A 19,065-nucleotide genomic window follows, 5' to 3' on the forward strand; every position below is an offset into this window, starting at 1 on the left:
TGGGTCCCTAAATCGCAGATCACAACGGAGCGGTGATACGGGTCACAGATCGTAGGGGCGGAGGGGCTGTCCGTAGGGGTGGCCGGGGTGGGCCGGGAGGTGCCGGTGGCAGGCGGGGCCTGGGCTGTACGGGGCTCACGACCCGCCCGGCGGCGGGGTGAGGCCCTGTGGGGTACGGCTGTGATATGGGCCTCAGTGGGGTGGCGGGCGTCCGTGCGGGTGGCGCGGCGGCGACGGATTCCGCACCGGAGCGGAGCGGGTCGACCCCCGGGGTTCCGGAAGTCCGGGGGCCCGTGGGCCCGGCCCGACGGGGCCGGGTTCCGGTGGCCCGGCTCCGGTGCCCCCGACGGCGGGGCGCGGCTCCGGCGGGCCCGGGCGGCGCCGTCAGGGCGCGGGTATCGGCAGGGGGCGCTTCTCCAGGGCGGCGGCCATGACGTCGGGGAACAGGTCGGGGGTGCAGGCGAAGGCGGGAACGCCCAGGGCCGCGAGCGCCGCCGCGTGCTCCCGGTCGTACGCCGGTGCGCCCTCGTCGGAGAGCGCGAGCAGGGCCACGAGCTCCACCCCGGAGGCCTTCATCGCGGCGACCCGCTTGAGCATCTCGTCGCGGATGCCTCCCTCGTACAGATCACTGATGAGGACGAGGACGGTCTCGGCCGGACGGGTGATGCGGGACTGGCAGTAGGCGAGTGCCCGGTTGATGTCGGTGCCGCCGCCGAGGCGGGTGCCGAAGAGGACGTCGACCGGGTCGTCGAGCTGCTCCGTGAGGTCGGCGACGGCGGTGTCGAAGACGACGAGCCGGGTGGCGAGCGAGCGGAGGGAGGCGAGGACCGCGCCGAACACGGAGGCGTACACGACGGAGGCGGCCATGGAACCGGACTGGTCGATGCAGAGCACCACCTCCTTCTTCACCGCCCGGGAGGCGCGCCCGTGGCCGACGAGCCGCTCGGGGACGACCGTGCCGTACTCGGGCAGGTAGTGCTTGAGGTTGGCGCGGAGGGTGCGGTCCCAGTCGATGTCCCGGTGGCGGGGGCGGCTGACCCGGGTGGAGCGGTCGAGGGCGCCGGTGAGGGTGGCGCGGGTGCGGGCCGCGAGCCGTTTCTCCAGGTCCTCCACGACCGTGCGGACGACGGCCCGGGCGGTCTCCCGGGTCGTCTCGGGCAGGGCCTTGCTGAGCGAGAGGAGGGTGCCGACGAGGTGGACGTCGGGCTCGACGACGGCCAGCATCTCGGGTTCCAGGAGGAGGGCGGCCAGGCCGAGCCGGTCGATGGCGTCGCGCTGCATGACCTGGACGACGGGGGCGGGGAAGTACGCGCGGATGTCGCCGAGCCAGCGGGCGACGGAGGGCGCGGAGGCGCCGAGTCCTCCGGAACGGTCGCGGCCGGTGGCCCGGTCACCCGCGGCCGGGCGGCCGTAGAGGGCGGTGAGGGCACCGTCCATGGCGGCGTCCGTGCCGGTGAGGCCGTGGCCGGTGCCGTCGGCGTCGCCGCCACCGAGGACGAGGCGCCAGCGCCGGAGCCGCTCGTCGGCGGTGGTCGGGGTCATGGGCGGGCCTCCCTGCCGAGGATGAGGTGGAGGAGGGGCAGCACGCCGTCCGCCCGTCCCGGGTCGGTGGTGTCGGCGTAGCCGGGGGTGACCGGCGAGGACCGGCCGCTCCCGCCGGCCCGGGGGCCGCGGGCGGCCAGTTCCCCCAGGCTGCGGCGGACGCCCGGCTCGTACGCCGAGAAGGTGCGGCGCAGCAGTGGCAGGACGGCGGTGAACGCCTCCGCCGGTACGCCGGTGAGCCAGGCGTCCACAAGGCCCAGGAGCCGTTCGTCGTGGACGAGGAGCAGTCCGCCTCCGGAGGCGCCGCCGGCGAAGCCCTCGATCCAGGCGGCGGCGTCGGCGGGCGGGACACCGGGTGAGAGGGCGCGGCTCATGAGGAGGGCCGCCTCCTCCTCGGCGATGCCGCCCTCGTCGAGGAGGAGGCGGGCGGCGCGTCCGCGCAGGAGGCCGGGCACCCGGTCGCGTCCGGTGAGGCGGTGGAGTGCGGCGGTCCAGCGGGCGGCCGTGCCGGCGGCGTCGGGCAGCAGGCCGACCGCCCGGTGGACGGCGTCGATCCGCTCGCGCATGGCGGTGGCGGCGTCTCCGTCGAGCCCGGCGCAGGCCGGTGGCAGGCCGACGCAGATCCGCTCGGCGAGGCCGGTGGCCACCCCGGCGAGGGCGCCGGTGTCGGTGGCGCGGACGTCTCCGTAGCGCAGGGAGCGGGCGAGGGCGGGGAGGGCGTCGGCGAGGTGGGCGACGTCGGTGTCGAGCGCCGCCCGGTCGGCGAGCGCCCGGATCACGACGGGCAGCGCCCGGGTCAGTCCGGCGAGGAGGCAGTGCTCGGCGAGGGCGGTGACGTCGGCGAGGGCGGTGGCGGCGAGGGCCCGGGAGCGGGCCTTGGCGGAGGCGGCGGCTTCGACGGTGGTGCCCCAGACACCCGCCTCCGCGACCTTGACGTGGAGTTCCGGTTCCCAGCGCAGGTGCCAGGTCTCCCGGAAGGTGCCGGTGCCGGCCCGGCCGGCGGCCGGTTCGCCCCAGTCGACGCCGAGGAGCCGCAGCCGGTGCAGCAGGCGGCTGCGGGCGGCGTCGGTGTCCTTGCGCAGGTCGAGTTCGAGGATGCGTTCCTGCGCCTCCGGTTTGAGGCGCAGGCCGCGCTGGTGGCGGGTGAGGTCGCGCTGGAGGGGGACGGCGGGGGCGGCGGCCGGGACCTCGCCGAGGTCGTCGCCGACGACGAGCCGGTCACGGACGAGGGCGAGGGGCACGTCGGAGCCCTCGCAGAGGACGGCGCGGACGGCGTCGGTGGTCTCCTCGAGCCCGGGGAGCGGCCGGCCGCGCAGGGCCGCGAGGGTCTCGGCGAGGCGGACGGCCTCGATGACGTGGGCGGTGGAGACGGGGTGGTCCTCGGCCCTGAGGAGGCCGGCGACCTTGGTCATCCACCGTTCGACCGGGCGGTCGGGGGCGGCGAAGAGGTGCCCGTACCAGCCGGGCGCCTCGATGCCGGCGCCGTAACCGGAGCGGCGGGCGAGCCTGCGGTGGGTCCAGGGGACCCAGGTCAGCTCGGTCTTCACCTTGGGCAGGCCCTTGAGCAGGGCCCGGTCGGCGGTGGCGGTGGTCCGCCGGGCGAGGGCGGGGACGTGCCAGGCGCCGCAGACGACGGCGACGGCCTCCCCGAACTCCTTGCGGGCCTCGCGCAGCCGCAGCCGCATGTGGGCCTCGCGGACCGGGTCGCGGGGGTGGCCGCCGTCGCCGTGCGCCTCGCGGACCGCGCCCATGGCCTCGGCGAGCGCCGCGAAGGGGGCGAGCGGGTCGCCGCCGCCCCGGAGTTCCACGGTGTCCTCCCACCAGCGCTCGGCGTCCTCGTGTCCGGCGGCGCGGGCGAGTTCGGCGAGCGGGTCGACGCGGACGCCGCCGTCGGCGGACTCCTCGTCGTCGCGCCAGGTGGGGTCGGAGGCGGCGAGGGTGTGGGCGGCGGGCAGGTCGATGAACCGGACCTCGGCCCCCCGGTCGAGCGCCCAGCGGATCGCGACCCACTCGGGCGAGAACGCGGCCAGCGGCCAGAAGGCGGCGCGCCCCGGGTCGTCGACGGCGTGGGCGAGCAGGGCGACAGGGGGCCGCATCGCGGGGTCGGCGGCGAGGGCGACGAGCGCGTCCGCCTCGGCGGGCCCCTCGATGAGGACGGCCTCGGGCCGGGCGGCGTCGAGCGCGGCCCGTACGCCCCGGGCGGAGCCGGGTCCGTGGTGCCGCACGCCGAGCAGCAGCGGTCGGCCGTCCCGTTCGCCCGTGGCCGTGGCGGTGGGCGGGGGGCCGGCGGGTGCGGCGAGGGTGGAGGGCGTCATGCGCTCACCTCACGGCAGGCGCGGTAGAAGTCCTTCCAGCCGTCCCGTTCCCTGACCACCGTCTCCAGGTACTCCTGCCAGATGACCTGGTCGGCGGCGGGGTCACGGACCACCGCGCCGAGGATGCCGGCGGCGACGTCACCGGGGCGCAGCACGCCGTCGCCGAAGTGGGCGGCGAGGGCGAGGCCGCCGGTGACGACGGAGATGGCCTCGGCGGTGGAGAGGGTGCCCGAGGGGGACTTGAGCCTGGTGCGCCCGTCGGTGGTGACGCCGTCGCGCAGTTCGCGGAAGACCGTGACGACCCGGCGGATCTCCTCCACGCCCTCCGGGACGGCGGGGAGCTTCAGGGAGCGGCCGAGCTGTGCGACGCGCCGCGTGACGATGTCGACCTCGGCGTCGGCGGTGGCGGGCAGCGGCAGCACCACCGTGTTGAAGCGGCGGCGCAGCGCGCTGGAGAGTTCGTTGACTCCCCGGTCGCGGTCGTTGGCGGTGGCGATCAGGTTGAACCCGGGGACGGCCTGGACCTCCTCGCCGAGTTCGGGAACGGGCAGCGTCTTCTCGGACAGGATCGTGATGAGGGTGTCCTGGACGTCCGCGGGGATGCGGGTGAGCTCCTCCACGCGGGCCGTCATGCCCTGGGCCATGGCGCGCATGACCGGGCCGGCCACGAGGGCGGCGCGGCTGGGGCCCTCGGCGAGGAGCCGGGCGTAGTTCCAGCCGTAACGGATGGCCTCCTCGGGGGTGCCGGCGGTGCCTTGGACGAGGAGGGTGGAGTCGCCGCTGACGGCGGCGGCGAGGTGCTCGGAGACCCACGTCTTGGCGGTGCCGGGGACGCCGAGCAGGAGGAGCGCCCGGTCGGTGGCGAGGGTGGTGACGGCGACCTCGACGATGCGGCGCGGTCCCACGTACTTGGGGGTGATCACGGTGCCGTCGGGGAGCGTGCCGCCGAGGAGGTAGGTGGCGACGGCCCAGGGCGAGAGGCGCCAGCGGGCGGGCCGGGGCCGGTCGTCGGCGGCGGCGAGCGCGGTGAGTTCGTGGGCGAAGGCGTGTTCCGCGTGGGGCCGCAGGGCTTCCGTGACGGGCCCCGGGGCGGCCGGAGCGGTGTCCTGCGCGGCGCCGCTCAGGGGCTGCGGGATGGTTTCGGGCACGGTCATGGGTCCCCCTCCAGATCGTTCGACCTGCTGTGCGATCCACGGTGCACCATGCCACTGACAATCCACCGTCTCCGCAGGTCAGAGCCGGTTTTCCAGATGTGCGGGGGTGCGGCGCGGGGGCGTTGTCAGTGGCGGCCTCTACGGTCGGTGACATGAATGCCATGGGGGTGCTCGGGACGGCCGGGCAGGTGCTGGCGCTGGCTCCTGACGAGGCCTCACGCCGGGCGGGGAGCAAGCTGGCCACGGCCGCGTCGTGGTCCGGGACGGGCCGCGGCGAGGGGGCGGTGTGGGGTCTGTGCGCGGGCAGCGGCAGGACGCCCTACCGGACGGTCGTGGACGGCACGGGGCCCGCCTACCGGTGCAGTTGTCCGAGCCGCAAGTTCCCGTGCAAGCACGCGCTGGGCCTGCTGCTGCTCGCGGCTTCGGACGGGGCCGCGGTGCCGGAGGGGGCGGCGCCCGACTGGGCCGGGGAGTGGCTCGCGGGGCGGCGCGACCGTGCCGAGCCGGCCGCCCGGCGGGCCGCGGGGGACGCGCCGGACGGCCCGGCCGACCCCGGCGCGGCACGCCGGCGCGCGGAGCGCAGGGCGGCCCGGATCACCGCGGGCGCCGAGGAGTTGGAGCGGCGCCTCGCGGACCTGCTGCGGGGTGGTCTCGCGGCGGCCGGGCAGGCGGGGTACGGCCTGTGGGAGGAGACCGCGGCACGGATGGTCGACGCCCAGGCGCCGGGCCTGGCGGGCCGGGTCCGCGAGCTGGCCGCGATACCGGGCTCCGGACCCGGCTGGCCGGTGCGGCTCCTGGAGGAGTGCGCCCTGACCCATCTTCTCGACCGGGCCTGGCTGTCGTCGGACCGGCTGCCCGCCCCGCTCGCGGCGACGGTACGGACCCGGGTGGGCCTCACCGCGCCCGCCGACGGAGTTCCGGTGCGGGACCGGTGGCTCGTCCTCGCCCAGTACGACACGGCCGACGGCCGGCTGACCACCCGTCGCATCTGGCTGTACGGCACGGGGACCGGCCGGACGGCGCTGCTGCTGTCGTACGGCGCGGCCGGGCGGGCGCCGCGCCTGGCGTTCCCGGTGGGCGGGGTGCTGGCCGGGGAGCTCACCCCGTACGCGGGTTCGGGCGGACTGCGGGCCGAGCCGGGCGAGCGGTTCGAACCGGTGGACGTGCCGGCCGCGGCGCCGCCCGGCGTGCCGGTGGGCCGGGCCCTCGACACGTACGGCCGGATGCTGGCCGAGGACCCGTGGCTCGAGTCCTGGCCTGTGACCCTCGGCCAGGTGGTGCCGGCGCAGGCGGAGTACGGCTGGCAGCTGGCCGACGCCGACGGCCGCGAGGCCCTCCCCCTGACCGCCGCCGCCCGTTTCCGCGCCGGCCTGTGGCGCCTCGTCGCCCTGTCCGGCGGAGCCCCCGTGACCGTCTTCGGCGAATGCGGCCACCGGGGCTTCTCCCCCCTGGCCGCCTGGTCCCCGGAGTCCCCTCACGAAACGGTCCCGCTCGTATGACCCCCCGCACCGATCCCCGACCGCCCGGAGGAGCCCGATGGACACGACCGCACCGACGACCGTGACGGCGGAGCCGGCGGGGACGGCCCCTTACGGGTCCCGGTCCCAGCCCGGTGGCTCGCCCCGTCCCTCCGAGGCGGAGGTGTGGGAGGCGCTGGTCGCCTCCGCGCTGCTGGGGACGGACCGGCGGTCCCCGGGACGTGCGGGCGGTGCGGCGGCGGGGGCACCGTCGGGGGCCGGGTCCGACGCCGCCGCGCTGCTCGACACCGCCGCGCTGCACACCGTGCGGCGCAGGGCGGGGCTGTTGCCCGGGCCGGCCGCTCCGCGTCCGCAAGCCGCTCCGGAGGACGGGCGCCCGGCCCTGCCCGGGGCGGCCCGCCGCCGGCTGGAGCAGTTGCTCGCGGGCCGGGTGGCGCCCTCGCCCGCCGGGGGGCGCCGCGGCACTGCCCCCGACCTCGCCGAACTGCTCCCGCAGTGGCTGGCTCTGGCCGTGGAACGCGGCTACAAGGCACCGCCGGCCGCCCTGCCGGCGCTGCTGGACGCGGCGCGGGCGCGGACCGACCTGCGGCCGCAGGCGCTCGCCCTCGCCGGGCCCCGCGGACTGTGGCTGGCGCGCCTCAACCCGGACTGGCGGTTCGCCCTCCGGGGCGCGGGGGCGGGCGGGAGCCTGCCGGACCCGGCGGACCGGGAGGCCGTCCTGGCCCTGTGGGAGGAGGGCCTGTTCGCGGAGCGGGTCGCCCTCCTCGGAGCCGTACGGGCGGCCGACGCGGCGGCCGGGCGCGCGCTCCTCGCCTCCACCTGGGCCACCGAGCGGGCGGAGGACCGCCTGATGTTCCTGGACTCGCTGCGGGCGGGACTGTCCGACGCGGACGAGGAGTTCCTGGAGGCCGCCCTCGCCGACCGGAGCCGTAACGTGCGGGCCACCGCCGCCGAGCTGCTGTCGGCCCTGCCCCGTTCGGCACTCGCGGGCCGGATGGCCGGCCGGGCGGCGAGCTGTGTCGTCCTCGACCGGACGGCCGACGCGCCGACGGTCGTGGTGGAGGCCCCGCACGAGTGCGACGAGGGCATGCGCAGGGACGGGGTCGTACCGCATCCGCCGTCCGGGCGGGGCGAGCGGTCCTGGTGGCTGGGGCAGCTCGTCGAAGCCGCCCCGCTGGACACCTGGCGGGCCCGGTTCGGCGGGCGGTCCCCCGAGGAGATCGTGGCGCTGCCCGTCGCCGACGACTGGCAGCCCGAACTGCACGCCGCCTGGTGCAGGGCGGCCGTGCGCCAGCGGGACGCCGCCTGGTCGCGCGCGCTCCTCGGCCCTCCGGCGGCCCCGCCGGCGACGGGTCCCGGCATCGCGTCGCTGGCCGAGCGGGCACAGCTCCTGGCGACGCTGCCGGCGGCCGAGCGGGCGGAGTGGGTGGCCGCGTTCGTCGCGGCCCACGGCCTGTCGGAGGCGTTCCAGCTGCTGGGTGTCTGTGCCGTGCCGTGGGCGGAGCCGCTGGGCCGAGCGGTGGTCGACGCGCTCGACAGCGCCCGGGAGGCGGGGAGTTACCCGTGGAGCTTCAGCGGAGTGATGGGGCTGGCGGAGCGGTGTCTCGCGCCGGACGCGGCGCGCCGGCTGGAGGCACTGACCGCGCTGCCCGCCGAGTCCGACGACCTCTCGCCCGGGGCGGGCGGTTACTGGTCGGAGGCGTTCCAGCGTCTGGTGGCCACCCTCCGGCTGCGGGCGGCGATGCGGGCCGAACTCCTGGGCCAGGAGCGCACGGACACCCGGACGCAGGGTGACCCGGGCGCGGCATGACCCGGCTCTCGGGTCGGAGGGCCGCGGGGGTGCCGTCGGTGCCGAAGCCGAAGTCGTCCGAAGTCGATGTCGTCGTGACGGAGCGCACCTGGACGGGACCGGGGCGGCCCGAAGGCGATCACCACCGGCCCGTGGGGCGGAAATGCCAGGTCACGGGCCGGGATCCCGCCCGGTTCGGGCCGTCCCCGTCCGCCGCACTACCCGGAGAACGCCGGGCCGTATGCGTGAAGGGCCCTCCCGGCACGGGAGAGCCCTTCGGGTCCGTCGGCGCGTCAGACCGCCACGCGCACGTTGGCGTTGACCCAGTCGACGATGGACGCCGTGGTGGCGCCCGGCGTGAAGATCTCCGCCACGCCCTTCTCCTTGAGCGGCGCGATGTCGGCGTCGGGGATGATGCCGCCGCCGAAGACCTTGATGTCCTCCGCGTCGCGCTCCTTGAGAAGTTCGAGGACCTTCACGAACAGCGTGTTGTGCGCGCCCGAGAGGATCGAGAGGCCGATCGCGTCGGCGTCCTCCTGGATCGCGGTGTCGACGATCTGCTCGGGCGTCTGGTGGAGGCCCGTGTAGATGACCTCCATACCGGCGTCGCGCAGCGCCCGCGCGATCACCTTGGCCCCGCGATCGTGGCCGTCGAGACCCGGCTTGGCTACCACCACGCGGATCGGACCGGTCACACCCATCACTGCCTCCACATGCGACCCCCGCGCCTGATTGCCGGGGAGGTGAACGAACGTTATCGACAGCATCCCGCAAGCGGCCGTTTCACGGTGGGCAGCGAGGGGGAAATCACACGTGGGACATGTTCGCTCTGCGCCGTTCCCCGCTTCCGGGCCCTCCTCCTGGGCCCCACAGCCACAAGCGGGGGCCGGCCGCAAGGGAGCCGCAGCGTGTCGCCGTGCCTCCGCGTCGCCGTCCACGCGGCGCGGAGGTACGGCGCACCGCCGTACGGCCCGGCCCCTCGCGCCGTTCGGGAGGGAGGCCGGCGATGGAGTTCACCAAGGTCACCGCCCTGATGAAAGCCACCGCTCTCGAGCTCGCCATCCTCACCGGGCATCTCGTCCTGTACCCCTCGGGCATCGTGGCCGAGCGGCTCTCCGCCGACCGGGCCCCGGACACCGACGCCGCCGGGGATCCCCGCCCGGACGGCGAGGTGCGCCGGGTGCGCGCCTCGGGCCGGCGGCCGGTGGTGCTGCTCCACGGCTTCGTCGACAACCGCTCGGTCTTCGTCCTGCTCCGGCGCGCCCTGCTGCGGGGTGGTCGTGACTGCGTCGAGTCGCTCAACTACTCGCCGCTCACCTGCGATCTGCGCACCGCGGCGGAAGTCCTGGGCCGCCGGGTGGAGGCGATCCGGGAGCGGACCGGCCACGACGAGGTGGATGTGGTCGGGCACAGCCTCGGCGGGCTGATCGCCCGCTACTACGTCCAGCGCCTGGGCGGTGACGCACGGGTCAGGACCCTGGTCACGCTCGGCACGCCCCACGCGGGCACCACCGTGGCACCGCTCGCCGACGCGCATCCGCTGGTACGGCAGATGCGGCCCGGTTCCGAGGTGTTGCGGGAGCTCGCGGAGCCGGCGCCCGGCTGCCGGACGCGGTTCGTGAGCTTCTGGAGCGACCTGGACCGGGTGATGGTGCCGGTGGAGACGGCCCGGCTGCGGCACGCCGACCTCGTGGTGCACGACGTGCGCGTGAGCGGAATCGGCCATCTCGCGCTGCCGGTCCACCCCACGGTGGCCGCCGGGGTCCTGGAGGCCCTGGACGCCGACGGACCCGCCGCGCCGGGCGCGCGGGACGACGGCACGGGGACCGCGTCCGTTGCCTGACCGCCGCGCCGGCCACGTGCAACGGCCCGAGGCACGGGCGGGGCCCCGCCCACGAACGCTCCGGACCTGCGACGACCGCCCTGCGGAGACCGCCCGGGGAGCCGTACGCGTGCTCCGTCGGTGACTGTCCGCCGACCGGCTCGTGACTGCCCGTGGACCGGTCGGCGCTTCCTTCGAGGAGGCTCGGCGAGTGCCCGGTGGGCGGAGGATGACCCTGCGGCGACACGGCGCCTCGAACGTTTCTCGAACACAAGGCCAAAGCTCTCTCCATGAGCTGGCGAAACACGGCCGATTGCCCGTTTCCTGCGGCCTCAAACCCCGCCGAAGATTGTCCGCCCCGCATACCGCCGGGTACAGTCGCGCCCACTGCTTCCCCCCGGGACACCCCTCGTCGGGCCCGCCCCGGACTGGTTCTGCTGCCGAGGCGAGAGAGAAGTTGGTGAACGACCAGCACCCCTACGCCGGGTACGTCGAAGGTGACGCCCACTCCACCGGCAGTTTCGCCATCGACCCGCTGTTCGGCGCTTATCCCGGTGGTCAGGCCGACCACAGCGGCTCATGGGATCTGGGGCAGTACGACACCGGCACCCCCGCCCACGCCACGTCCGACGCCACGGGTGCGTACGAGACGTACGGCGACACGACCGGGCAGTGGGACACCACCGGCCGGTGGAGCACCGCCTACCCCGGCACCGCCCCGTACGACGCCGCCACCACGTACGACACCACCGGCCAGTGGGACGCCTCCGCCTGGACCGACGCGCAGGCGACCGGCGCGTACGAGACCGTCCACTCCGGCGCGTACGCCCCCCAGGGCACCTACGGCTACGAGGCGTACGACGCGACCGGCCAGTGGGCCGCGCCCGTCTTCGCGACCGACACCGGCGCCTACGACGCGACCGCCTGGAACCAGGCCCCGGCCGACGCCGAGCCGCTCGTCCCCCAGCAGTACACCCCCGAGGCGCTGTACGACGCCGACCCGGAACACGGCGACACCGACGCCGGCACCGCGACCCACTCCACGGCCGACGCGCCGGCCGCCGACCACACCGCCGAGTTCGCCTTCGTGCCCGAGCCGGCGGCTGCCGCGGACGACGGTGACACCGCAGGCGACGGGGACCTTCCGGAGTACGCGTACGAGGGCGACACGGACCACGACCCGGACACCGTCCACCGGCCGGCCGTCGAGGTCCGCACCGACGAGCCCGCTGCGGCCGGCCGCTCCGCGCGCCGCACCTCCGGCGGCCGCGGCCGGCGCCGTACCCCCGCCAAGCGCTCCGCCCTGCTGACCGTCGCCGTTCCCTCCGCCTGTGTCATGGGCGTCGCCGGCATCGCCGCCGCCTCCGTCAGCGGGCTCACCACGCCGCAGAACACGGCGGCCAAGAAGGACGACACGACCACCCTCGCCGCGGCCGACCCGGCGGCCGTGCAGCAGAACGCCGCCAACAACCGCTTCGACACCCAGCTCGTCGCGCTCGACAACGGCGCCCGTGACTTCGGCGACCGCGCCAGCCGCACCCAGGAGCGGATCGACCTCCGCGTCCGCCAGGAGGCGGAGCGGAAGAAGCGCGCGGAGGAGGCGGCCCTCCGCGAGGCGATGCGCCCCAAGTTCATGCTGCCGGTGAAGCTGCACCAGCTCAGCGCGCGCTACGGCCAGTCCGGCGTCAACTGGATGTCCGTCCACACCGGCATCGACTTCCCCGTCCAGTACGGCACGAAGGTGATGGCCGCGACCGACGGCACCGTCCGCACCCAGTGGAACAGCGCCTACGGCAACATGGCGATCGTGACGGCGAAGGACGGCACGGAGACCTGGTACTGCCACCTCAGCAGCACCAAGATCCGCTCCGGCGAGGTCAAGGCCGGTGACGTCATCGCGTACTCCGGCAACTCGGGCAACTCCACCGGCCCCCACCTCCACTTCGAGGTCCGGCCCGGCGGCGGCTCGGCGATCGACCCGCTGGCCTGGCTCCGCAGCCACGGCCTCGACCCGACGAGCTGATCCGACCCGCCTCCGTACGGCAGCGCCGTACGGCGTGCGACCAGGCCCCGGCTTTCGCCGGGGCCTTCGCCGTGCGGAGCCGCGTCCCGCCCCGGCCGCGCGACCGGCGCCCGCGCTACAACTTCTCGACCGGGGCGTACCGCAGCAGCAGTCGCTTCGGCTTCTCGCCGCCGAAGTCGATCGTGGCCTCGGCGTTCGGACCGGCGCCGCCCACCGCCATCACCGTGCCCAGACCGAACTGGTCGTGCGTGACCCGGTCACCGACCTTGAGCGCGACCACCGGCTTGTCACCGGCCCGGCTCGTCGCGAAGCCCGACGGGCCCGAGCGGGAGCGCGAGGAGGAGAGGGACGAGGTGATGCCCGAGGTCGGACCGGCGGGCTTCACCATCGGCCCGGTCCGCTTCCACTCCAGGTACGCGGGCGGGATCTCCTCCAGGAAGCGCGAGGCCGGGTTGTACGACGGCTGGCCCCAGGCGCTGCGCATCGAGGAACGGGTGAGGTAGAGCCGCTCCCGCGCGCGCGTGATGCCCACGTAGGCGAGGCGCCGCTCCTCCTCCAGCTCCTTCGTCTGGCCCAGGGCGCGCATGTGCGGGAAGACGCCGTCCTCCATGCCGGTGAGGAAGACCACCGGGAACTCCAGGCCCTTGGCGGTGTGCAGGGTCATCAGGGTGATGACGCCCGAGCCCTCCCCGTCCTCGTCGGGGATCTGGTCGGAGTCCGCGACGAGCGCGACCTGCTCCAGGAACTCGGCCAGCGTGCCCGTGCCCTCGCCCTCGCCGCGCTCCTGCTCGAACTCCAGGGCCACGGAGGCCAGCTCCTGAAGGTTCTCGATGCGGGTCTCGTCCTGCGGGTCGGTGGAGGCCTGGAGCTCGGCCAGGTAGCCGGTCCGCTCCAGGACGGCCTCCAGGACGACGGCGGGGCCCGCGCCGGACTCGGCGATGGTGCGCAGCTCGTCCATCAGCGCGTTGAAGCGCTTGACGGCGTTCGCGGAGCGCGCGGCCATGCCGTACGCCTCGTCGACCCGCTTGAGCGCCTGCGGGAAGGTGGTCTTCTCGCGGAGGGAGAGGGCGTCGATCATGGCTTCGGCGCGCTCACCGATCCCCCGCTTCGGCACGTTGAGGATGCGGCGGAGCGGGACGGTGTCCTCGGGGTTGGCGAGGACGCGCAGGTACGCGAGGACGTCCCGGACCTCCTTGCGCTCGTAGAAGCGCACACCGCCGACGACCTTGTAGGGCAGACCGACGCGGATGAAGATCTCTTCGAAGACGCGGGACTGGGCGTTGGTCCGGTAGAAGACGGCGACGTCACCGGCCTTGGCCTCACCGGCGTCGGTGAGCCGGTCGATCTCGTCGGCGACGAACTGTGCCTCGTCGTGCTCGGTGTCCGCGACGTACCCGGTGATCCGCGCGCCCGCCCCCGCGTTCGTCCAGAGGTTCTTGGGGCGGCGGGACTCGTTGCGCTCGATGACGGCGTTGGCGGCGGAGAGGATCGTCTGCGTGGAGCGGTAGTTCTGCTCCAGGAGGATCGTCGTCGCGTCCGGGTAGTCCTCCTCGAACTGGAGGATGTTGCGGATGGTGGCGCCGCGGAAGGCGTAGATCGACTGGTCGGCGTCACCGACGACACAGAGCTCGGCCGGGCCGAGGTCCTCGTAGCCCGTGCCGACCAGCTCGCGCACCAGCGTGTACTGGGCGTGGTTGGTGTCCTGGTACTCGTCGACGAGGACGTGCCGGAAACGGCGGCGGTAGTGCTCGGCGACGTCCGGGAACGCCTGGAGCAGGTGGACCGTCGTCATGATGATGTCGTCGAAGTCGAGGGCGTTGGCCTCGCGCAGCCGGGACTGGTACATCCGGTAGGCCTCGGCGAGCGTCTTCTCGAAGCCGTCGGCGGCCTGGTCGGCGAAGGCCTCCTCGTCGATCAGCTCGTTCTTGAGGTTCGAGATCTTGGCGCTGAAGGACTTCGGCGGGAACTTCTTCGGATCGAGGTCCAGGTCGCGGCAGACCAGGGACATCAGCCGCTTGGAGTCGGCCGCGTCGTAGATCGAGAAGGAGGAGGTGAAGCCGAGCTTCTTCGACTCGCGGCGCAGGATGCGGACGCAGGCGCTGTGGAAGGTCATGACCCACATCGCGTTGGCCCGGGGGCCGACGAGCTGCTCGACGCGCTCCTTCATCTCGCCGGCGGCCTTGTTGGTGAAGGTGATCGCCAGTATCTGGCCGGGGTGGACGTGCCAGGTGGCCAGGAGATGGGCGATGCGGTGGGTGAGCACCCGCGTCTTGCCGGAGCCGGCGCCCGCGACGATGAGCAGGGGGGAGCCGGTGTGGACGACGGCGGCGCGCTGCTGCTCGTTCAGCCCTTCCAGGAGCGCGGCTGCGTCCACGACGGGCCGGGAGGCGCCGTCGCGGTAGTGCGCGTCCCGGGGCGGGGGCGTGTCGAAGTGCTCCCCGAAGAGGTCGTGCGGGACCTCCTCCGCGGCCGGGGCGCCGTGGTCGTCGTCCTCGGGCGGGGGCGGGGCCTCCTCGGAGGAGTGGTTCTGGAGGCCGGCCAGGAAGCTGTCGTCAAAGAGGCTGCTCATCGCCTCACGAGTCTAGGACGCTCCACCGACATCCGGTCCCGGCTTCGGCAAGGCCGGTGCTTTCGGCGGCGCGAGACGTGTCACACGGGACGGGCGCACCGGCCGGCGGAGCGGCGCCGGACGCGTCAGACCCAGAGGGTCGCGATGAAGATGTTCACCACGGTCAGGCCACCGACGGCGCCGAAGAGTCCCTTGTCGACACGCTCCTCGTCCCGCTTGACGTAGACGAGGGCCAGGATGACGACGAGGACGGCCAGCTTGATGCCGATCTTGACGTTGTTCACGGTCTGGTCGTCGGCCTGGTTGAGGCCGACGAGCGCGATGCCGGTGATCAGCATGGTGAGCGCGCCGTGCAGCATGGCGGGGGTGAAGCGGGCCGTACCTGCTCCCATCGCCTTCATCTGGGTGAGGAATCCGCCCAGGAGGGAGGCGATACCGATGATGTGCAGGGCGACGAAGACATTGATGAGGACGTCCATGGGGCGGAGCCTAGCCGGGGTCGTAGCACCGCTCGGCGGGCGGGTCCACCGTCTCCGGCGCTTCGGTCGGTGACGTGCTGTAAGGGAGCACACTGCACTGCCCGAAGCGAAAATGATCGGTCGAGGAAGGCCAAGTCCCGTCAATTGACGTCAACTCCCCGCCTGGACGCAACCGGCCCCTCTAGCGTCCTGCGGCAGGTGGCCGGCTCCCCACCACCGCCGGTCACCCGGCGGCTGTCGGTCGCCCCCGCCGAAAGAACCGGCGGCGGTCCGTCTCCCCTGTGCGGGCCGCCGCCGGCCCGGTGGGCACCGTCCCCGGTCAGGAAGAGGATGTGACCCGCCCTCGTGGCAGCGCACCGAAAACCCCGCTCGTCCCCCTTCGGTGGCCAGGCGGTCCGCACCGCCGCCACGCTCGCCCTCGCGTCGGCGGCGACCACTGCCCTCCTCGAAGGATCGGGACACGCCGACCCCCGGCCCTCCGCGGCCCAGGTCAAGGCGAAGGTCGACCGGCTCCACCAGGAGGCCGAGGTCGCGACCGAGCGGTACAACGGGGCGAAGGAGAAGGCGGACGCGGCGCGCGCGGCCTTCGACCGGCTGCGTGACGAGGCCGCCCGCAGGACGGAGCGGCTGAACACGGCCCGGGCCGGACTCGGGAAGATCGCCGCCGCCCAGTACCGGTCCGGCGGGCTCGATCCCGCCGTCCAGCTCGCGCTCACCTCCGATCCGGAGCAGTACCTGGAGCGGGCCGCCCTCGCGGAGAAGGCCGGCGCCCGTCAGGCGGCCGCCATCGCCTCGGTGCGCCGTGAGCTGGGCGCACTCCGGCAGCTGCGGGCCGAGTCGGTGGACCGGCTCGCGGCTCTGCGCGGGCACGAGGAGGACCTGCGGCGGCAGAAGGCGGCGGTCCTGGAGAAGCTCACGGAGGCTCGGCACCTGCTCGCCCGCCTGACCGCGGAGGAACGCGCCCGTTACGACGCCGCACAGGCGGCCCGCGACCACTCGGCCGTGTCCCGGTCGGCCGTCTCCGGCGGCCCGGCCGCCGGTGCGTTCCCGTCGTCGTCCGAAGGAGCGTCCGACAGCGCGTCCCGGGAGCGGGCGGATCGTTCCTCCGGGGGCGACCGCGGTTCCGTGACCGCGCCCACCCACCGGGCCGCGCAGGCCATCTCGTTCGCCCGCGCCCAGCTCGGCAAGCCGTACGTGTGGGGGGCGACGGGCCCCTCGGGGTACGACTGCTCCGGGCTGACCCAGGCGGCCTGGCGCGCCGCCGGTGTGGCACTGCCCCGCACCACCTACACCCAGATCAACGCCGGCCGGCGCGTCCCCCGCTCCCAGCTCGCCCCCGGTGACCTGGTCTTCTTCTACTCGGGCATCAGCCACGTGGGGCTGTACATCGGGGGCGGCCAGATGATCCACGCACCCCGCCCGGGCGCCCCGATCCGGGTGGCCCCGATCGACGAGATGCCCTTCGCGGGAGCCACCCGCGTCGGCTGAGCCCCCGGCTGCCGGGGCCGGCGCGGGGGCACTGCCGAGGTCGGCTCAGGAGTGAGGGCAGTGGCCGGGGAGGGGGGTCGGGGAGGGCGGTCGGACGTTCGGCGGTCGGGGGGGCCGCGATCGGTGGGGCCGGACACGGCCGGGGCAGGTGCCGGGCGGGGAGGTGCGGCCAGGGCAGGTGCGGGCGACCGGGGGCCTCGGCGCGGCCGGGCCCAGGGGTCGGGCCCGGGGGGCGCCCTGCGCGCCGGGGCCCTGGCGGTGGGCGGGCCCGGCAGGTGCCGACCGCCGGGGCCCCTCCGGGCGGCCGGGCCCGGGGCGCAGGGTGGGGACCCGGCGCCGCCACACCCGGACCGTGGGCCGTGGTACGGCGCGGCCGGGAGGGTCAGACCAGGCGGCGGGCCGTCGCCCAACGGGTGAGCTCGTGCCGATTGGAGAGCTGGAGCTTGCGCAGCACCGCCGACACGTGCGACTCGACCGTCTTCACCGAGATGTACAGCTGCTTGGCGATCTCCTTGTAGGCGTAGCCCCGGGCGATGAGGCGCAGCACCTCCCGCTCGCGCTGGGTGAGCCGGTCCATGTCCTCGTCGACGGGCGGCGCGTCGGTCGAGGCGAAGGCGTCGAGGACGAAGCCGGCGAGCCGCGGCGAGAAGACCGCGTCGCCCTCCTGTACCCGGAAGATCGAGTCGACCAGGTCGGTGCCGGTGATCGTCTTGGTGACGTAGCCCCGGGCCCCGCCCCGGATGACGCCGATCACGTCCTCGGCCGCGTCCGAGACGGACAGGGCGAGGAACCGCACCGGGTCCTCCGCCGCTGCCATCAGCCCGGCGCAGCGGCGCAGCACCTCGACGCCTCCCCCGCCCGGCAGATGGACGTCGAGCAGGACGACCTCGGGCCGGGTCGCCGTGATCACGGTGACCGCCTGGTCGACGTCGGCCGCCTCGCCGACCACCTCGACGCCGGTGATCTCGGTCCGCCCGATCTCCGCCTGCACGCCGGTGCGGAACATGCGGTGGTCGTCGACGAGGACCACCCGCACCCGGCGGTCCGCGCCCGCCGCCCCCGCCCCGGTCGCTGTCCCGGTCCCGTCGCTCATCCGTCCGCCCTCTCCATCTCAAGCTCCACTTCCGTGCCGCCGTCCGGCGCGGATCTGAGCCGGGCCGAGCCCCCGTTGCGCTGCATCCGGCCGACGATCGATTCTCGTACGCCCATCCGGTCCTCGGGAACGGCGTCGAGGTCGAAGCCCGGCCCCCTGTCCTTGACGGACACGAAGACCTTCCGGCCCTCCACCTCGGCGTAGACCTGGACCGCGCCTCCCTCGCCACCGTACTTGGCGGCGTTGACCATCGCCTCGCGCGCGGCCTGTATCTGTGCGGTCAGTTTCTCGTCGAGCGGGCAGTCGCCGACGACCACCACCTCCAGCGGGACGCCGTGCTTGTCCTCGACCTCGGCGGCGGCCCGCTTCACCGCCTCGGCGAGGGTCTCGGGCTCCTCGTCCTTGTCCTTACCGGTGCCCTCCGGTCGGTAGAGCCAGTTCCGCAGCTCCCGCTCCTGAGCGCGGGCGAGCCTGCGGACCTCTCCCGGGTCCTCGGCGTTGCGCTGGATCAGGGTGAGGGTGTGCAGGACGGAGTCGTGGACGTGGGCGGCGACCTCGGCCCGCTCCTGGGCGCGGATGCGCATGGTGCGCTCCTCGGAGAGGTCCTGGGACATGCGGACCAGCCACGGGCCGGCCAGCAGGGCTATGCCGGTGAGGACGGCGACCGCGGCGGTGAGGGCCGTGCCGAGCTGGGCGACGGAGCCGCGCACCACGACGAACACGGCGAGTCCCGTGCCCACCAGAGCCACACCGACCAGGCCCCGGGTGAGCTGGAGGGCGCGTCTGCGGCGTCCGGGGTCGGTCCAGCTGGCGCGGCGGGCGTTGTCCGCCTGGCGCCAGACGAGGACCACACCGACCCCGATGAGGAGCGTCGGCCAGACGTAGCGTCCGGTCTCCTTGTCGAGGTTGATGTTGCCGATGAACACGGCCGCGCCGAGGGCGAGCGCGACCAGGGCGAAGACCTGCCCCCGGTCCGGTTTGCGGAGCCGGCGTCTGCCGTCGGGCATCGTCTCGAAGACGGGGCGCGGGGCTGCCCGGCCGCCGACGCCGAGCGGGACGACGATCCAGAAGACCGCGTACAGCAGGACGCCGAGGCCGTCGGTGAGCAGCAGCACCGTGAAGACGGCCCGGACCCACGCGACGGGCAGCCCCAGATGCCCGGCGAGGCCGCGCGCGACACCGCCGAGCCATCGCCCGTCGGCGCTCCTGTAGAGCCTGCGCGCGGGCGGTTCGTCGGTCTCGGTGACACGAGCGGCTGCGGACATGACCCGATCGTCACACGTGGGGTCCCCCGCGGACATCAGGGGCGGCCC

The 19,065-nt window shown here is 74.8% G+C and carries 13 protein-coding genes; 5 read left to right on the forward strand and 8 right to left on the reverse strand.

Features of this window, described 5'->3' with window-relative positions; all coding sequences use genetic code 11:
- Positions 1–384 precede the first annotated feature (384 nt).
- The 3 genes from ACFY60_RS09855 to ACFY60_RS09865 are packed head-to-tail and all read right to left on the reverse strand — an operon-like array spanning position 385 to position 5,011.
- A complete protein-coding gene (locus ACFY60_RS09855; RefSeq protein WP_388610873.1) occupies positions 385–1,542 on the reverse strand; it encodes a VWA domain-containing protein in 1,158 nt (385 codons plus the stop codon).
- Positions 1,539–3,857 (reverse strand): DUF5682 family protein, encoded by a 2,319-nt coding sequence (locus ACFY60_RS09860; protein ID WP_388610871.1) that lies wholly within the window; start codon positions 3,855–3,857, stop codon positions 1,539–1,541. Before ACFY60_RS09860 ends, ACFY60_RS09855 begins: the two co-directional genes overlap by 4 nt.
- Positions 3,854–5,011: an AAA family ATPase gene (locus ACFY60_RS09865; protein ID WP_388610869.1), complete on the reverse strand. Its 1,158-nt coding sequence runs from the start codon at positions 5,009–5,011 to the stop codon at positions 3,854–3,856. The genes ACFY60_RS09860 and ACFY60_RS09865 overlap by 4 nt, the downstream gene beginning before the upstream one ends.
- Before the next feature lie 152 nt (positions 5,012–5,163).
- Here ACFY60_RS09865 and ACFY60_RS09870 point away from each other — a divergent pair, with 152 nt between their 5' ends.
- Both ACFY60_RS09870 and ACFY60_RS09875 read left to right on the forward strand, forming a co-directional pair.
- Positions 5,164–6,510 carry an SWIM zinc finger family protein gene (locus ACFY60_RS09870; protein ID WP_388610868.1) on the forward strand — a complete coding sequence of 449 codons (1,347 nt, stop codon included), beginning with the start codon at positions 5,164–5,166 and terminating at the stop codon, positions 6,508–6,510.
- Positions 6,511–6,547: 37 nt separating this feature from the next.
- The gene (locus ACFY60_RS09875; protein ID WP_388610866.1) at positions 6,548–8,299 is read left to right on the forward strand and encodes a DUF5691 domain-containing protein; all 1,752 of its coding nucleotides are present in this window, start codon (positions 6,548–6,550) and stop codon (positions 8,297–8,299) included.
- A gap of 272 nt (positions 8,300–8,571) precedes the next feature.
- Here the strand turns inward: ACFY60_RS09875 and ACFY60_RS09880 are convergent, their stop codons facing one another.
- Positions 8,572–8,979, reverse strand: a complete 408-nt coding sequence (locus ACFY60_RS09880; RefSeq protein WP_309052690.1) for a cobalamin B12-binding domain-containing protein — start codon at positions 8,977–8,979, stop codon at positions 8,572–8,574.
- A gap of 305 nt (positions 8,980–9,284) precedes the next feature.
- Here ACFY60_RS09880 and ACFY60_RS09885 point away from each other — a divergent pair, with 305 nt between their 5' ends.
- Together ACFY60_RS09885 and ACFY60_RS09890 are read left to right on the forward strand one after the other, a co-directional pair.
- Positions 9,285–10,121 carry an esterase/lipase family protein gene (locus ACFY60_RS09885; RefSeq protein ID WP_388610864.1) on the forward strand — a complete coding sequence of 279 codons (837 nt, stop codon included), beginning with the start codon at positions 9,285–9,287 and terminating at the stop codon, positions 10,119–10,121.
- Between the two features lie 439 nt (positions 10,122–10,560).
- Positions 10,561–12,123, forward strand: a complete 1,563-nt coding sequence (locus tag ACFY60_RS09890) for a peptidoglycan DD-metalloendopeptidase family protein (protein WP_388610863.1) — start codon at positions 10,561–10,563, stop codon at positions 12,121–12,123.
- 115 nt (positions 12,124–12,238) lie between these two features.
- On the opposite strand, the gene pcrA is transcribed toward ACFY60_RS09890, so the two are convergent.
- On the reverse strand, positions 12,239–14,692 hold the full coding sequence (gene pcrA, locus ACFY60_RS09895; RefSeq protein ID WP_388610862.1) for a DNA helicase PcrA: 2,454 nt from the start codon (positions 14,690–14,692) through the stop codon (positions 12,239–12,241).
- A 125-nt stretch (positions 14,693–14,817) separates the two neighbouring features.
- Positions 14,818–15,171, reverse strand: coding sequence for a hypothetical protein (locus ACFY60_RS09900; RefSeq protein WP_388610860.1), 354 nt, complete (start codon positions 15,169–15,171; stop codon positions 14,818–14,820).
- Positions 15,172–15,516: 345 nt separating this feature from the next.
- Here ACFY60_RS09900 and ACFY60_RS09905 point away from each other — a divergent pair, with 345 nt between their 5' ends.
- Positions 15,517–16,659 carry an NlpC/P60 family protein gene (locus tag ACFY60_RS09905; RefSeq protein WP_388610858.1) on the forward strand — a complete coding sequence of 381 codons (1,143 nt, stop codon included), beginning with the start codon at positions 15,517–15,519 and terminating at the stop codon, positions 16,657–16,659.
- 382 nt (positions 16,660–17,041) lie between these two features.
- Here the strand turns inward: ACFY60_RS09905 and ACFY60_RS09910 are convergent, their stop codons facing one another.
- Together ACFY60_RS09910 and ACFY60_RS09915 are read right to left on the reverse strand one after the other, a co-directional pair.
- A complete protein-coding gene (locus tag ACFY60_RS09910) occupies positions 17,042–17,752 on the reverse strand; it encodes a LuxR C-terminal-related transcriptional regulator (RefSeq protein WP_388610857.1) in 711 nt (236 codons plus the stop codon).
- Complete coding sequence (locus ACFY60_RS09915; protein WP_388610855.1) at positions 17,749–19,017, reverse strand: PspC domain-containing protein; 1,269 nt, start codon at positions 19,015–19,017, stop codon at positions 17,749–17,751. Before ACFY60_RS09915 ends, ACFY60_RS09910 begins: the two co-directional genes overlap by 4 nt.
- Between the last annotated feature and the right edge of the window lie 48 nt (positions 19,018–19,065).

The organism is Streptomyces sp. NPDC012827 (assembly GCF_042900905.1).
Classification (GTDB): domain Bacteria; phylum Actinomycetota; class Actinomycetes; order Streptomycetales; family Streptomycetaceae; genus Streptomyces; species Streptomyces gulbargensis.

Excerpts from the sequence above, each read along its gene's own strand:
- ACFY60_RS09860 (WP_388610871.1), bottom strand. The coding sequence starts at position 3,857 with ATGACGCCCTCCACCCTCGCCGCACCCGCCGGCCCCCCGCCCACCGCC.
- ACFY60_RS09880 (WP_309052690.1), bottom strand. The coding sequence starts at position 8,979 with ATGGGTGTGACCGGTCCGATCCGCGTGGTGGTAGCCAAGCCGGGTCTC.
- ACFY60_RS09875 (WP_388610866.1), top strand. The coding sequence starts at position 6,548 with ATGGACACGACCGCACCGACGACCGTGACGGCGGAGCCGGCGGGGACG.
- ACFY60_RS09885 (WP_388610864.1), top strand. The coding sequence starts at position 9,285 with ATGGAGTTCACCAAGGTCACCGCCCTGATGAAAGCCACCGCTCTCGAG.
- pcrA (WP_388610862.1), bottom strand. The coding sequence starts at position 14,692 with ATGAGCAGCCTCTTTGACGACAGCTTCCTGGCCGGCCTCCAGAACCAC.
- ACFY60_RS09910 (WP_388610857.1), bottom strand. The coding sequence starts at position 17,752 with ATGAGCGACGGGACCGGGACAGCGACCGGGGCGGGGGCGGCGGGCGCG.
- ACFY60_RS09865 (WP_388610869.1), bottom strand. The coding sequence starts at position 5,011 with ATGACCGTGCCCGAAACCATCCCGCAGCCCCTGAGCGGCGCCGCGCAG.
- ACFY60_RS09900 (WP_388610860.1), bottom strand. The coding sequence starts at position 15,171 with ATGGACGTCCTCATCAATGTCTTCGTCGCCCTGCACATCATCGGTATC.
- ACFY60_RS09915 (WP_388610855.1), bottom strand. The coding sequence starts at position 19,017 with ATGTCCGCAGCCGCTCGTGTCACCGAGACCGACGAACCGCCCGCGCGC.
- ACFY60_RS09870 (WP_388610868.1), top strand. The coding sequence starts at position 5,164 with ATGAATGCCATGGGGGTGCTCGGGACGGCCGGGCAGGTGCTGGCGCTG.
- ACFY60_RS09855 (WP_388610873.1), bottom strand. The coding sequence starts at position 1,542 with ATGACCCCGACCACCGCCGACGAGCGGCTCCGGCGCTGGCGCCTCGTC.